Source organism: Burkholderia sp. Ed8, assembly GCF_040761425.1.
GTDB classification, from domain to species: domain Bacteria; phylum Pseudomonadota; class Gammaproteobacteria; order Burkholderiales; family Burkholderiaceae; genus Burkholderia; species Burkholderia seminalis.
Genome location: NZ_CP142885.1, coordinates 2,475,572 through 2,488,337, shown reverse-complemented (window position 1 = coordinate 2,488,337; position 12,766 = coordinate 2,475,572). Strand labels below are relative to the sequence as shown.

The 12,766-nt window shown below is 69.7% G+C and carries 15 protein-coding genes; 5 read left to right on the top strand and 10 right to left on the bottom strand.

Translation table 11 applies throughout. The features are described 5' to 3' along the window. The first annotated feature begins 143 nt into the window (after positions 1–143). Both VXM69_RS11400 and VXM69_RS11395 read left to right on the top strand, forming a co-directional pair. Complete coding sequence (locus VXM69_RS11400; protein WP_367188615.1) at positions 144–383, top strand: Arc family DNA-binding protein; 240 nt, start codon at positions 144–146, stop codon at positions 381–383. Continuing rightward, positions 380–799, top strand: coding sequence for a type II toxin-antitoxin system VapC family toxin (locus tag VXM69_RS11395; RefSeq protein WP_367188614.1), 420 nt, complete (start codon positions 380–382; stop codon positions 797–799). Before VXM69_RS11400 ends, VXM69_RS11395 begins: the two co-directional genes overlap by 4 nt. 131 nt (positions 800–930) lie before the next feature. Here VXM69_RS11395 and VXM69_RS11390 read toward each other — a convergent pair whose 3' ends face one another. Next, positions 931–2,226, bottom strand: coding sequence for an aspartate carbamoyltransferase (locus VXM69_RS11390; RefSeq protein ID WP_034189438.1), 1,296 nt, complete (start codon positions 2,224–2,226; stop codon positions 931–933). Between the two features lie 233 nt (positions 2,227–2,459). Here VXM69_RS11390 and VXM69_RS11385 point away from each other — a divergent pair, with 233 nt between their 5' ends. After that, on the top strand, positions 2,460–2,594 hold the full coding sequence (locus tag VXM69_RS11385; RefSeq protein WP_021158165.1) for an entericidin A/B family lipoprotein: 135 nt from the start codon (positions 2,460–2,462) through the stop codon (positions 2,592–2,594). 97 nt (positions 2,595–2,691) lie between these two features. Here the strand turns inward: VXM69_RS11385 and VXM69_RS11380 are convergent, their stop codons facing one another. From VXM69_RS11380 to VXM69_RS11370, 3 genes are all read right to left on the bottom strand, one after another. Next, on the bottom strand, positions 2,692–3,240 hold the full coding sequence (locus VXM69_RS11380; RefSeq protein ID WP_049030176.1) for a hypothetical protein: 549 nt from the start codon (positions 3,238–3,240) through the stop codon (positions 2,692–2,694). A 187-nt stretch (positions 3,241–3,427) separates the two neighbouring features. Beyond that, entirely contained in the window at positions 3,428–4,381 is a 954-nt protein-coding gene (locus VXM69_RS11375; RefSeq protein ID WP_367188613.1) for a DMT family transporter, read from the bottom strand. Between the two features lie 180 nt (positions 4,382–4,561). Next, on the bottom strand, positions 4,562–5,356 hold the full coding sequence (locus VXM69_RS11370; protein ID WP_367188612.1) for a helix-turn-helix domain-containing protein: 795 nt from the start codon (positions 5,354–5,356) through the stop codon (positions 4,562–4,564). Positions 5,357–5,526: 170 nt separating this feature from the next. On the opposite strand from VXM69_RS11370, the gene VXM69_RS11365 reads away from it, so the two are divergent. Next, positions 5,527–6,360 (top strand): molybdenum cofactor biosynthesis F family protein, encoded by an 834-nt coding sequence (locus VXM69_RS11365; protein ID WP_049029534.1) that lies wholly within the window; start codon positions 5,527–5,529, stop codon positions 6,358–6,360. Continuing rightward, on the top strand, positions 6,357–7,166 hold the full coding sequence (locus VXM69_RS11360; protein WP_367188611.1) for an SDR family oxidoreductase: 810 nt from the start codon (positions 6,357–6,359) through the stop codon (positions 7,164–7,166). The genes VXM69_RS11365 and VXM69_RS11360 overlap by 4 nt, the downstream gene beginning before the upstream one ends. A gap of 104 nt (positions 7,167–7,270) precedes the next feature. On the opposite strand, the gene VXM69_RS11355 is transcribed toward VXM69_RS11360, so the two are convergent. The 6 genes from VXM69_RS11355 to VXM69_RS11330 form a co-directional block, all read right to left on the bottom strand. After that, entirely contained in the window at positions 7,271–7,963 is a 693-nt protein-coding gene (locus tag VXM69_RS11355; RefSeq protein WP_367188610.1) for a dihydrodipicolinate reductase, read from the bottom strand. A 151-nt stretch (positions 7,964–8,114) separates the two neighbouring features. After that, complete coding sequence (locus VXM69_RS11350) at positions 8,115–8,882, bottom strand: DUF4410 domain-containing protein (protein WP_367188609.1); 768 nt, start codon at positions 8,880–8,882, stop codon at positions 8,115–8,117. 227 nt (positions 8,883–9,109) lie between these two features. Then, a complete protein-coding gene (locus VXM69_RS11345) occupies positions 9,110–10,456 on the bottom strand; it encodes an ATP-binding protein (protein ID WP_367188608.1) in 1,347 nt (448 codons plus the stop codon). Continuing rightward, positions 10,456–11,169 carry a response regulator gene (locus tag VXM69_RS11340; protein WP_034189445.1) on the bottom strand — a complete coding sequence of 238 codons (714 nt, stop codon included), beginning with the start codon at positions 11,167–11,169 and terminating at the stop codon, positions 10,456–10,458. The genes VXM69_RS11345 and VXM69_RS11340 overlap by 1 nt, the downstream gene beginning before the upstream one ends. 45 nt (positions 11,170–11,214) lie before the next feature. After that, entirely contained in the window at positions 11,215–11,520 is a 306-nt protein-coding gene (locus VXM69_RS11335; protein ID WP_367188607.1) for an EF-hand domain-containing protein, read from the bottom strand. Positions 11,521–11,611: 91 nt separating this feature from the next. Beyond that, the gene (locus tag VXM69_RS11330) at positions 11,612–12,688 is read right to left on the bottom strand and encodes a hypothetical protein (RefSeq protein ID WP_367188606.1); all 1,077 of its coding nucleotides are present in this window, start codon (positions 12,686–12,688) and stop codon (positions 11,612–11,614) included. Between the last annotated feature and the right edge of the window lie 78 nt (positions 12,689–12,766).

Genomic DNA, 12,766 nt, shown 5'->3' with positions numbered 1-12,766 from the left:
GCCGGCGATGCGCGGAGAGATGGCCGATCGGCCGAGTATGGCGCGGGTATCGGGCGGACTAGAGTGGTTGCGACTCGACTCGGTCCGTGTGACTGCAAGATGATAAAATGACTGCATTGAAAGCAATCTTGGTGGAACGCGTCATGCCAGTGCTCACCGTTCGAAATTTGCCCGACGAAGTGCATCGCGCACTTCGGATTCGTGCTGCCCGGCGTGGTCGCAGTACCGAAGCCGAGGTGCGCGACATCCTCGAACAAGCCGTTCTGCCCGAGGGGCGGCTCAAGCTGGGAACATTGCTGGCGGAATTCGGGCCGGAGGCAGGCGATGGCGATTTCGGCATCCAGCGCGACAAGGCGCCAGCCGCTCCGATGAGCTTCGAATGATCCTGGTCGACACGAACGTCATTTCGGAGCCGTTGCGGCGCGAGCCGAGCGCGGCAGTCGTCGAGTGGCTCGATGCGCAGCACGTCGAGACGCTGTTCCTGTCGGCGGTCAGTCTTGCGGAATTGCGGTTCGGCGTCGCCGCGTTGCCGGAGGGGCGCAGGCGGGACTGGCTGCATCAAGGCATCGAGCAGCGCGTCGTTCCGCTGTTTCGAGGTCGGATCCTGCCGTTCGACGATGCGGCGAGCAAAGCGTATGCGAGCCTTTGCGCGCGGGCTCGTGCCGCAGGCAACGCGATCGCCGTCGCCGATGGTTACATTGCCGCCACGGCCGAGGCGAACGGGCTGATCGTGGCCACGCGCGACGTCGCGCCGTTCAAGGCGCTCGGGCTTCGCGTCATCGACCCTTGGGCGCGATAGTTCGCGATTTTCAGCCTCTTTCCTTGCGCCGAAATTGAAAACGCGCCGTGCAAGACGGCGCGTTCCGCATCAGGTCAATCCGGCGCGCTCCCGCAGCGATGACGGGTGGGCGCTAAATGTCCGGTGCGATGTCAGTCCACCCCGTGAAACACCGCGTCTTCCGGCCCGAGGTAGGCAGGCGGGCGCCACGTCGCGTCGCGCATCGAATGCTGAACGAGATTCTCGACGCCGAGCAGCACCGCGAAGATCGCCATCCGCACCGGAATGCCGTTGTCGGTCTGCCGGAAGATGGCTAGACGCGGGTCGCGGTTCAGGTCGACCGACAGGTCGTTCGCGCCGGGCCGGCTGTCGCGCGGCAGCGGGTGCATGATCAGTGTGTCGGGCTTGCACGCCGAATCGACCAGCGCCTGGTTGATCTGGAAATCCGGTGTGTAGCCTTCGAACGATTCGTCGGTGAAGCGCTCCTTCTGGATCCGCGTCGCGTACACGACGTCCGCACCGCGCAATCCGGCCGCGAGGTCGGTCGTCTGCTCGATCACATGGCCGTTCGTCGCGATCTGGTCGACGATGTACGCCGGCATCTCGAGCGTCGGCGGCGACACGAGCGTGAACTTCAGCCCGCGGTACAACGCGAGCAGCTTGACGAGCGAGTGCACGGTACGGCCGTACTTCAGGTCGCCGACCAACGCGATGTGCGCGCCGTCGACGATCTTGCCGAGCCGCGAGAACTCGCGCTGGATCGTATAGAGATCGAGCAGCGCCTGGCTCGGATGTTCGCCGGGGCCGTCGCCGCCATTGATCACGGGCAGGTTGGTGGCGCGCGCGAACTCGGCCACCGAGCCTTTCTCCGGATGGCGGATCACGAGCGCGTCGACGTAGCCGGCCATCACGCGGCTCGTGTCGTAGATCGATTCGCCCTTGGCCATCGACGAGAACGTGAAGCCCGTCGTGTCGCATACCGAGCCGCCGAGCCGGCAGAAGGCCGCGCCGAACGATACGCGGGTGCGCGTGCTGGCCTCGAAGAACAGGTTGCCGAGCACCGCGCCTTCCAGCACGCGCGAGATCTTGTGGCGGCGCGCGATCGGCTGCATCACGTCGGCCACGCGGAACAGCGCCTCGACCGAGTCCCGCGAGAACTGGTCGACCGAGATCAGCTGCGGCTTGCCTTCGAACAGGAACTGCTTCGAGAGTCCTTGCTTGTCTACGCTTTGCGTATAGTCCCCGCCATCCGGTGCCGAGCGCTCGACGATTTCCGACACGAAGCGCTCGACGATCTCGGGCATCCCGCGCGATTCCTGCGAGTCGTCGGGCAGCAGCCACGTATCGAGCGCGCGCCGGCTGACGCCGATACGATTGGCGAACGCTTCGCGGGTCATGTTGAGGCGGCGCATCGCGTCGCGGAGGAAGGCTTGCTGGGGAACGGTCATCGGCGGCTCCTGACGGAAAATATACGCGGTGCGTATATTAGTTCGTGGCGCAATGAAGTCAAGGAAAATCTGCGCGACCGGCTGTGTGGCGCGGGTAACACGCGGCGGGTTGGTGCTGGCGCGCCGCTTCCGTCTCCGTATAATCAGGTCAGGCCCCGTGTCCGGCATGCTGTCGTGCGCCGGGCCACACACGATTCGCCCGGTCGGGCTTGTTGATTCGAAGGAGAATGAGAATGACGCGTACGATTGCTGCAATGCTGCTGGTGGTGACCGCCGCGCTCGCCGGATGCAATACGGTCGCCGGCGTGGGCCAGGACATTTCGAAGGGTGGTCAGGCGATCAGCGATACGGCCGAAAAGGCCAAGTAAGGCGACCGGTTCCGGAATGCAGAAGGCGCCGGGCCGTCCCGCGATTGCGGGGCGGCCCGGCGCCTTTTTTGTGTCTGGCGTCGGCGCGGGTGCGGCGTCAGGCGTGTTCGACGAACGCGTAGCGGCCTTCGACCTTGCGCGGCGTGAACCAGCCGTAGTCGGGGAACATCCGGTTGCGCACGTACCACACATAGCCCACCAGCAGAGCCGTGATCAAGAGGCTGGGCAGCGCGGTCGACGGGTCGCGTCCGAGCTCGGCGATGGTCTTCGGCAACTGCAGCAGCGACAGCAGGATGAACGCGTGATAGGCGCCGACGCGATTCGTCGCAAAACCCCAGATGAACAGCAGCGACAGCGGCACGGTCAACGCGAGGAACACGAGCACGAGGACATTGCCGGCGCCGCTTGCGAAGAAGTAATACGCGAGCATGAGGCTGATCGCCAGCTGGGCGATACCGAGCGCGACCAGGATCCGGATGTGCACCTTGTTCTTGCGGCAGCGCTCGGGGTCGGGGCGCGACGCGATCAGGTGCGCGAGCACGCGATCCTTGAGCCCCTGTCCTGACAGTTCGGCCAGTGCGTCGGCCTTCCTCGTTCCCGCGGAGAGCAGCACCGCGATTCTCGTTTTGGCTTCCTTCCTGTTCATTGCTGGGCGGATTGTCGTTCGGTGGTTGTCAAAGGTTCCGGCCACGCGAATATTGCATCTTGCGAGGTGGCGCGCAATCGATTTGCGGCCCGCGGACACATTCCTACAGTTGCCGGAGCGTGCGGGCGATGGGCCATATGACGACGGGAAGCGGCCGCCGTTGCCGTCATCCCGCGATGGGCGCGGGTCAGTCGGCGGCGGCTCGCGCGGTGGTGGGCGCGGGGCTCGAGGGCTTCGCATCGCGCGTGTCTGCGCGGCGCTCGCGCCGCCGAGTCGCACCGACGAGCATGCCCGCGACGACGAGCGCGATGCCGGCCACTCGCGTGCCGGTCAGCGTTTCACCGAACAGCGCGACCGCGAACAGCACGGCCGAGACCGGCGCGACCGCCGTGAAGAGCGCGGCTTCGGTGCCGCTGGTGCGGGCCGAGCCGGCGTACCAGCACAGGTAGCCGAGCACGGTTGGTACCAGCGCGTAGTAGGCGATCGCCGATACCGCGCCGACGGTCCAGCCATGCGCGGCCGCGCGCCATTCGAATGCCGCCGGCACGAGTGCGAGCACGAAGCCGAGGCCCGACATCGCGGTGGACAGCGCGAGCGGCGTCAGCGGCGCGGCCAGCCGCCGGTTGAGCAGGATGAAGACGGCTTCGCACGCGACGGCGGCCAGCACCAGCGCGTCGCCGGCAAGCGTCTGGAACGACGGCATCGCGTGGCCCGGTGCGAACGTGACGAACAGCACGCCGGCCGTGGCGAGCGCGGCGGCCGCCCAGTCGCGCGGCGTCTGCCGCTCGCGCAGCACGACGGCCGCGATCAGCGTGGACATGGCCGGCAGCGTGCCGAGCATCACGCCCGCGTCGAGCGGCGACGACAACTGCGTGCCGCTGATCAGCAGCACCGTATAGCCGACGCCGCCCGCCGCGGCCTGAATGACGAGCAGGACGGCGTCGCGCGCGGAAAGGCGCGGCCAGCGCATGCGCTGCGCGCGCATCAGCGCGAACAGCAGCGGCGTCGCGATCAGGAAACGCAGTGCCGTGGCCGCGAACGGCGGCAGGCCGCCGGCCGCGAGACGGCTCGCGATGACGGTGCTGCCGACGCCCGCCATCGCGGCGGCGAGATAGAGATAGCCGATCAGTCGTGTTTTCATGCGCCGCATCGTCGCGTGCGGCGGCCACGTGCGTCTTGAATGAAATTGCAGCGACGGAGGCCTGATTGCGGTGTGCTGCTTGCGTGCGCCGGCGATCCGCGGACCACCGGTGACCGTCGTGCGGGCGACTGCCTTCAAATGCGGTGCGACTGGGCCCGGCGCATCAAGAGGGCGCTCGCGTCAAACCGCCTGTGCGAACCGCCCGGGCGTGATCCCGAACTGGCGCGTGAATGCGCGTGTCAGGTGGCTCTGGTCGGCAAAACCGGCTTCGGCCGCGGCATCGGCGATCGGCATTCCGCTGGCGAGCAGCGCGCGCGCCAGCCGGGCGCGCGACTGGATCAGGTAGGCATGCGGCGTGATGCCGAGCTCGCGTGCGAAGCCGCGCAGCAGCTGGAAGCGGCTCACCCCGCTCAGGCCGGCCAGTTCGGCGAGCGAAACGGGCGCGGCCGGCGCCGCGTCGAGCCTCTCGCGGGCCACGCGGACCGCCGGTGCGACGCCGGCCGCCGGCAGCGTGCGGTTCGCATGCCGGGCGAGCAGCCCGGCGACGAGCATCACGAGCGCCTCGTCGCGGGCGATCGACTCGGATGCGCCGGCGACGATGCGAGCATGCAGCCGGCCGACTGCGGCCGCGAGCCGCGCGTCGCGCACGGCCGGATGCGCCAGCTCGACGCCGCCGAGGCCTTCTTCCGTCGCGACGCCCGCCACCAGCGCGGGTGCGAGGTACAGCATCCGCCAGCGCCGGCCCGTGCCGGCATCGATCGGCGATCCGTCGTGCATTTCGCCCGGGTTGACCATGATCGCATCGCCGGCCAGCGCGTCGACCTGCCCGCGGCCGCTCCACGACCGGTGCGCGCCGCTGACGATCACGCCGACTCCGAATTCGTCGTGCGCGTGACGCGGAAACGCGCGGTCGGATTCGAGGCTGATCGCCTCGATGCCTTCGCCGGTGCGTCGGTAGTGGGTGACACGGTGCATGTGCGCTCCTCGCGCCGGTCGCGGCGCGGATCACGTGCACTTTAGCGCGTTCCGGTGCCGCGCGCCCTTCATCCTTTTGGCGGATACCGCGCGGCATGCGCAGCCCGCACCATGTGCATATCGGCAGCGTACACGGCCCGTCGGGCCTGAAGCTGCGCGGGAGACGGCAGGTGGAACGACAGGATCCGGTATTCATTCAGGTTGGTGCGCTCGCGGACGGCTTCGCGCCGGAAGCGAACATCCTCGCGTCCGTCGACGCGCTCGCCGGGCGCACGCTCGTGCTCGGTGATGCAGCGGGCGCATGGCGCGTCTATTCGTTCGAGCCGGGCGCGCTGCAGTGGCGCGACGCGGCGACCGACACGGGCGGCCGCGAGCCGTGCCGCGTGACGCGGCTGCGCGAGGGGCTGTACTTCGTCGACTACATCGACACGGCTGCCCGCGCGACGTCGGTCAGTCTCGTGATCGATCTTGACCAGGGCGTATGGACGTCGGTCGTCGGCGTGCTGCCGACCGAAGCCGACACGCGCATCGACGCCTTCACGCGCGTCGCGCGCGGGTTGCCGCTGACGGGTGTCGACGCGGCATTCCGGCACGGCACGCTCGGCGGCCACGCGCAGCCGGGGCCGCTGCACGCGCCCACGCGCGAGTTGATCGGCAAGCGCACGATGTACCGTTACAGCCCGACCGAATGCTACGAGCACATCTACCTGAACGAGAACTTCTACGCGTGGCAGTGCCTGCAGGGCGTCGAGGGCGGGCTGGCCGATGTCGACCGCTGTCACTACTTCAGGATCGCCGACGAGCTGTATCTGTTCGTGTGGCGCGAAAAGGTGGTGCCGACGCTTGGCGTCGTCCTGATCGATCTCGCGCAGCGCAAGACCGACGGCAAGATCTTCGGCTATCAGGGCGGCGATTTCGGGTCGCTGTCGAACTTCCAGATCGGCGCGTACGCGCAGGTGCTGAACGAAACCGTGCACCCGCTCGGCGGCGAGGCGCAACGATGAATGCGGTGCCGGGCAGCGGCCGCCTGCGCGCGGATTTCAGCGGGCGCGTCGTGCTCGTCACGGGCGCCGCGCAGGGGATCGGCGCGGCGATCGCACGCCGTTTCGCGGAGTCCGATGCGTTCGTCGCCGTCGCCGACCTGAACGGCGACGCGGCTGCCGCGCAGGCCGAAGCGCTGGCCCGCGCGGGCGGCGACGCGCGGGCGTACCGGGTCGACGCAGCCAGCCGGGACGAACTGGGCGTGCTCGTCGCGGCAGTCGAGCGCGACGGCGGCCGGCTCGATGTCGTCGTTCACAACGCCGCGTATTTTCCGCTGACGCCGTTCACGCACATCGACGAGCCGACGCTCGCGCGCACGCTGTCGGTCAACCTGTCGGCGCTGTTCTGGCTCGCGCAGGCCGCGTTGCCGGCGTTCGAGCGCGCGGGGGCCGGCCGGCTGCTCGTCACGTCGTCGGTGACGGGGCCGCGCGTCGTCTATCCGGGGCTCGCGCATTACGCGGCGTCGAAGGCCGGCGTGAACGGCTTCATTCGCGCGGCGGCGCTAGAGCTTGCGCGTCGCAACGTGACGGTGAACGGCGTCGAGCCGGGAATGATCCGTACCCCGGCGGCCGGCAATCTCGGCGACGCGTCGGTCGCGGCGCAGATCGCACGCGATATCCCGCTCGCGCGGATGGGCGAGCCGGAGGACATCGCGAACGCGATGCTGTTTCTCGCATCGGCCGACGCGGCGTACATCACGGGGCAGACGATCGTCGTCGACGGCGGGGCGACCTTGCCGGAAAGCGGTGCGGTGCTGGGAGACGCCTGACGGCGGGCGCGAACCGCCGCAAGCCGCCACGGCGGGAAGGCCGCGGCCGGCAGGCGTGGCGGGCGTGGCGGGCGGCGTCACCGCTGGCCGGCCCGTCGCCGTGACTACAGCCAGCCGTTGCGGATGAATTCGACGATCGAATACCGGCGGTTCTCGAGATCATGTTGCCGGACGGCTTCGACGATGCGCGATACGCCGTCCGCGTAAGGGGTCGCGCCGTACACACGCGATTCGAGCCGCAGGCTGCATGCACCGTCGTCGATGTGTATCCGGTGCACCGCATGGCGGCCGAGTTGATCGTCGGGGATGCCGAATTCGCCGCGCTGCACGTCCGAGTCGCGCACGGAGCGGATGTCCTCCGCCGGCACGCCGAGCGACTGGGCGATGCCGACGGCCGTGCCGGGGACGGACGTCTTGGCGGCCTGATGCGACTCGGTCAGGCTGATCTCGCAACCGCGAAACAGGTGGCCGCTGGTTTCCAGCATGCTCATGAACTTGAGCATCAGGATGTTCGTGTTCGGACAGAGCACGACCGGAAAATCGTGCGACGCGGTTTCGAGGTCGGAGCCGGTGGACAACTCGATGAGCGGCGACGCGGTGGCCCGGCAAAACGCGATCGCGGCGGGGAGTTCGCGGCCGGAACCGGCGTGCACGACGATCGATCGGGCGTCGGTACCTCGGGTGTCGGTTCGCGTGCTGTCCGCCCAGGGCAGCACGCGACAGATTGCCGGGTCGAGCGTGTGCGCATCGAGCAGTTCGTGGGCCAGCTTGCCGGTTCCTACGACGATTACTTGCATGGACTTGACGGGTTGGGATTCGGGATTCGGGCCGCGGTCGACGCGGGCCGGCGGGTGGCCCGGTACGGCGGCGCGGCGCGCTGGCCTCGCGCATTATGCCCGGCCGTCCGCCTCCGTGCCGGCCGGGCCGTGCGCGAGACGTCGCGGCGCGTCAGCTTGCCGACGTGGTCGGCAGCCATGCATTCGCCGCATTCTGCACGGCGAATTGCTTCGCGATCGAACGCGCGAGGCGGTCCGTATCGGAAGCCACCGTGTCGTGCTTTGCTTCCGACGCGCCATGCAGGCCGGCGCCGACTGCCGCCGACGTCGCGAGACGGCCGGCCACCGCGCCCACTCCGGCGGTTTCGATCATGCCGGGCAGGTGGCCGCTGTTCGCGCTGGCCGAGAACGTGCCGAGCGGCTGCGCGATGCCGTGCGCCGGCTGAAACAGCACGGTGACCGATGCGCCCACTTCGCTCTTGCCCGCGCCGAGCCCGATCAGGATGCGGCGGCGACGGTTGCCGGCGTCGATCGTGTCGAATCGGCCTTCGATCACCAGCGCGTCGCGGCCGTCGGGTACCGGGCCGCGCAGCGCGGGCATGCCCTGCGCCCGGAGTTCACGCACGAGCGCATCGGCGAGTTGATCGCGGGTCTTCAGCGCGCGCTGCTGGCGCTGTGCGTCGGCGGACGAACCGGTGGCGAGCGTCGCGAGCGTGTGGATCATTCCTCCGTCGACCTGGACGTCGGTGGTGCCCACGTCGAACGCGGAGACGTAGACGACCTCGGCATGAACCCGCGGCAGCGTGCGGGCTGCCGGCGCGGCGGCCGTGGTCGTGGTTGCGGTCGATGCGCAACCGGTCATCGCGAGCGTGCCGGCAATCAGCGCGACGCGGGTCAGATGTTTGGCATGGGCGGCAAATGCGCGAAGGGAAGGGAACATGTCGATCTCCGAGGTCTGGATGAAGGTGCCGATACCATCGCGGCATTCAGGAACGCGAACGATCGGAAGCGGGGCGTGATCGCTGGCGAGGGAGAGGGTTCATGCCGCTGCGCAACACGCAGGCGCAAGTATGCTGAGGTCGGGTGTCGCGCGCCACGCAGGAATTATGTCGGCGCATGTCACGCGCCGGCGCGCGACATGCGCCGCGCAGTCGGGCTGTCAGGCCGTCACGCCGACAGCGGCGGCCGGGCCGGCGCAGGCGGATCGAGCGGCAGCGCGACGACGGCCTCCAGGCCGCCGCCATCGCGGTCGCGAAACGTCAGCGAACCGCCGTGCAGGCGGGCGATCCGTTCGACGATCGCAAGGCCGAGCCCCGTGCCGCCCGCATGGCCGCGCGCGTTCGCGCCGCGGCTGAACGGTGCCTTCAGCCGTTCGAGTTCGGCGGCGCCGACGCCGTTGCCGCGATCGCTGACGACCGCATACGCGATGCCGTGCTCGGTCCAGGTCCGTACGCCGAGGCCCGTGCGACCGTAGACGACCGCGTTCTGCATCAGGTTCATCAGCAGCCGCATCAGGCCGATCGGGCGGAACGCAAACGCGGGCACGTCGCCTTCGTCGAATTCGAATGCGTGTCCGAGCCCCGCGAAATCCGCAACGAGCTGGCCGATCAGCGCATTCAGGTCGCCGGTTTGCGGGGTCTCGCGCTCGCCGCTGCCGGCGTAATCCATGAATTGCTGCAGGATCGTATCGATCTGGTCGAGGTAGTGCTCGGTCGATGCGGTGAGCGTGTCGTGCGTGCCGCGCGGCAGCGCCATCGCGATCGCCAGGCGCAATTTCGTGAGCGGCGTGCGGATGTCGTGCGACACGCCGGCCAGCATCAGCGAGCGGGTTGCGTCCGCCTGTTGCAGCGCATCGGCCATCCTGTTGAACGCACGGCTCACGTCGGCGATTTCGGTCGGGCCGTCGGTGGGCAGCGGCGGCGGGCGTTCGCCCGCGCTGACTCGCTGCGCCGCGCGCGCCAGCGCATCGAGCGGCCGGTTCAGGTGGAGCTGGATCAGGTAGCCGGTCAGCGCCGCGAGCAGCGCCAGCGCGACCGACAGCACGAGGGCCGTCGTGATGCCGCTCGCCTGCGCGTCGGCGGCCATCGGCAGCGGCACCCACACCGGCGAGCCGGCGGCATGGAGCCGGATCCACAGGCGTTCGTCGTCGCCCGACTGCCAGCGCGCCGGCAGGTCGGACGGCAGGTGGCGTTCGAGCGCCTGCATGAACACGTCGCGCTGCCAGGTGCGGAAGAAGGCCGCGAGGTCCGGCGCATGCGGCGGCGCCGCCGGCGGCGGCGAGGCCCGCCCGCCGAGCTGCACGACGAGCGCGCGGCCCGCATCGGGCGGCATGCCGGCGAGTGCCCGGTCGAGCAACTGCACGTAGTCGGAAAAGATGATCGACGCGCGCTCGATACGCGGACGCTGCACGTAGTGCAGCAGCACGCCGAGCGAACAGACGAGCGACAGCGCGACGAGCGCGACCAGCAGCGCGATGTTGCGCGCGAGCAGCGAGCGCGGCAGCGGGATGCGCATCACGATTCGACGCCGGCCACCAGCATGTAGCCGATGCCCCAGACCGTCTTGATGAAGCGCGGCTTGCCGGGATCGTCCTCGACGATCTGGCGCAGCCTCAGGATCTGCACGTCGACGCTGCGGTCGAGTGCGGCGTGGTCGCGGCCGCGCGCGCGGGCGAGCAGGTTTTCGCGGCTCACCGCGCGGTTCGGCGACGAACCGAGCGCATGCAACAGCAGCATCTGCGCCGAATGGATCTCGACGGGCACGCCGTCGCGCATCAGGGTTTGCTGGCCGACGTCGAACGTGAACGCGCCGAAACGCAAGCGCTGCGACGTGACCGTCGGTTCGCCGGCCGCCATTCTCTGCCGTCGCAACAGCGCACGGATGCGGGCCACGAGTTCGTCGGGGAGAAACGGCTTGGCCAGGTAATCGTCGGCACCCGTCTCCAGGCCGACGACCTTGTCCGCGGCGTCGCCTTTCGCGGTGAGCATCAGGATCGGCAGCGTCTGGCCTTCGGCGCGCAGGCGCCGGCACACGCTCAGGCCGTCCTCGGGTTCCATCATCAGGTCGAGCACGAGCAGGTCGTACGGTTCGCGCTGCAGCAGGCGGTCGAGCCGCTTGCCGTCGGCCACCGCGCGCACCTGGAAGCCGTGGCCGGTCAGGAAGCGTTGCAGCATGTTGCGCAACTCGGCTTCGTCGTCGAGCACGACGATCCTGCAAGGCTGTTCCATTGGCTGCCTCCCGGTGCGTACTGCGGGGCCGGACGCGCGCCGCGATCAGCGGGCCGCCATGCGCTGGCGCATGAAGCCGGCGAGCTGCGCGAGCGTGACGTAGCCGTTGTGCCGCACGTCGATCTCGTCGAAATGCTGCGCGACCATCGGCATGCCCGCGGCGGCCTGCTCGCGGGTGAGCTTGCCGTCGTGCGTCGTGTTCGCGCTGGCGAAACGGGTCTGCAACTGCATCAGCGCATGTTCGGCGCGCAGGCCGCCAGCCGCCGCACCCGGCGGCACCTGCTGGGCCGACGCTGCTGCAGAAACGATACACAAAACGACGGCGGCAATCATCTTCTTGATGGACTTCATGGGGTTTCTCCTTGCGTGGCCGACGGGTCTGCGCCGGCCGGGTGGTTGATGAAACGGAATCGGGTGGAATGCGAAACGGGCTTCGGCGGAATTACGCCCAGTGCGCGGGGACCCAGACGCGGCCGGCCCAGTGAGCGGGCACCCAGATGACGGCGCGCGGCGGGTGAGCGACATAGACGGCGCGCGGGGCGGCGTACACGGCCCGGGGCAGCGGCGGCGCGAGGTACAGGACCTTCGGCGGCGGCGGTGCGACGTAGACGACGCGTGGCGCGGCGGCGACCACGACGGCCTTCGGTGGCGCGACATGCACGACTTTCGGTGGGGGCGGCGGCGTGACGATGACGGCAGCCGGTGCGGGCGGCGGTGCCGCGGCCACGGCTGCGGCAGGTGCCGGCGCAGGCGCGGCAACGGCGACCGTGGCGGCTGCCGGCGGCGCGGCCACGATCACGGCGGCCGGCGGGGGCGGCGCGACAGGCACCGGTACCGGCGCCGTCCCGCCTGCCACGACGACCGTACCGCCTGCCGCCGTGCCGCCGTGGATCACCGTCGTGCCGCCGGTCGACACCGTGCCGCCGTGGACGATCGTCGAGCCGCCCGACGTCGTTACGACACCCGGCGCCACGCGCGTCGCGCTGCCGGAATGGGTGACGCTCCCGCCGTCGGTGCCGGTCACGGTGCCCGAGCGCGAGCAGGTCGAACCCGCGCAGTTCGTCGATGCGGCGTGGCTGGCCGTGTTGCCGCCCGAACCCGTGATCGTGCCGCTCGACGTGTACTGCCCCGGGCCGTTGCGCGTCACGCTGCCGGACGTCGACGCGCTGCGGCCGTCCGAACCCGTCAGCGAACCGGTGTGCGAGCAGGTGCCGTCCGCGCAGCTCGTGTCGCCGCCGTGCTCGACCGAGCGCCCGTTCGGGCCGACGGCCGTGCCGCTGTTCGAGAACTGGCCGGGCGCGGTGCGCGTGACGGTGCCCGTATTGGTGGCGAGGCCGCCGCCGGGGCCGATCACGCCGCCGGCATGCGAGCAGCTGCCGCCGCCGCACGAGCCGGCATGCGCGCCGCTGTAGGTGCCGCGCGGCGTGTAGGCGGTGCCGTGGCCGGACCAGCCGGCGAAGGCCGGCGCGCTGGCGAGTGTGACGAGGGCGGCGGCGGTGACGAGGAAGCGGTTTTTCATCGGGTGTCCTTGCGGTTCGTTGCGGTGCACGCGGTGGCGTGGCGACGGGACGAACTTTAGGACGGCGACGCGCATCCG

Bases quoted from the DNA above. Each gene is read 5' to 3' on its own strand.
- VXM69_RS11350 (WP_367188609.1), bottom strand. From the start codon at position 8,882: ATGTTCCCTTCCCTTCGCGCATTTGCCGCCCATGCCAAACATCTGACC.
- VXM69_RS11355 (WP_367188610.1), bottom strand. From the start codon at position 7,963: ATGCAAGTAATCGTCGTAGGAACCGGCAAGCTGGCCCACGAACTGCTC.
- VXM69_RS11360 (WP_367188611.1), top strand. From the start codon at position 6,357: ATGAATGCGGTGCCGGGCAGCGGCCGCCTGCGCGCGGATTTCAGCGGG.
- VXM69_RS11400 (WP_367188615.1), top strand. From the start codon at position 144: ATGCCAGTGCTCACCGTTCGAAATTTGCCCGACGAAGTGCATCGCGCA.
- VXM69_RS11395 (WP_367188614.1), top strand. From the start codon at position 380: ATGATCCTGGTCGACACGAACGTCATTTCGGAGCCGTTGCGGCGCGAG.
- VXM69_RS11385 (WP_021158165.1), top strand. From the start codon at position 2,460: ATGACGCGTACGATTGCTGCAATGCTGCTGGTGGTGACCGCCGCGCTC.
- VXM69_RS11390 (WP_034189438.1), bottom strand. From the start codon at position 2,226: ATGACCGTTCCCCAGCAAGCCTTCCTCCGCGACGCGATGCGCCGCCTC.
- VXM69_RS11330 (WP_367188606.1), bottom strand. From the start codon at position 12,688: ATGAAAAACCGCTTCCTCGTCACCGCCGCCGCCCTCGTCACACTCGCC.
- VXM69_RS11370 (WP_367188612.1), bottom strand. From the start codon at position 5,356: ATGCACCGTGTCACCCACTACCGACGCACCGGCGAAGGCATCGAGGCG.
- VXM69_RS11345 (WP_367188608.1), bottom strand. From the start codon at position 10,456: ATGCGCATCCCGCTGCCGCGCTCGCTGCTCGCGCGCAACATCGCGCTG.
- VXM69_RS11335 (WP_367188607.1), bottom strand. From the start codon at position 11,520: ATGAAGTCCATCAAGAAGATGATTGCCGCCGTCGTTTTGTGTATCGTT.
- VXM69_RS11380 (WP_049030176.1), bottom strand. From the start codon at position 3,240: ATGAACAGGAAGGAAGCCAAAACGAGAATCGCGGTGCTGCTCTCCGCG.
- VXM69_RS11375 (WP_367188613.1), bottom strand. From the start codon at position 4,381: ATGAAAACACGACTGATCGGCTATCTCTATCTCGCCGCCGCGATGGCG.
- VXM69_RS11340 (WP_034189445.1), bottom strand. From the start codon at position 11,169: ATGGAACAGCCTTGCAGGATCGTCGTGCTCGACGACGAAGCCGAGTTG.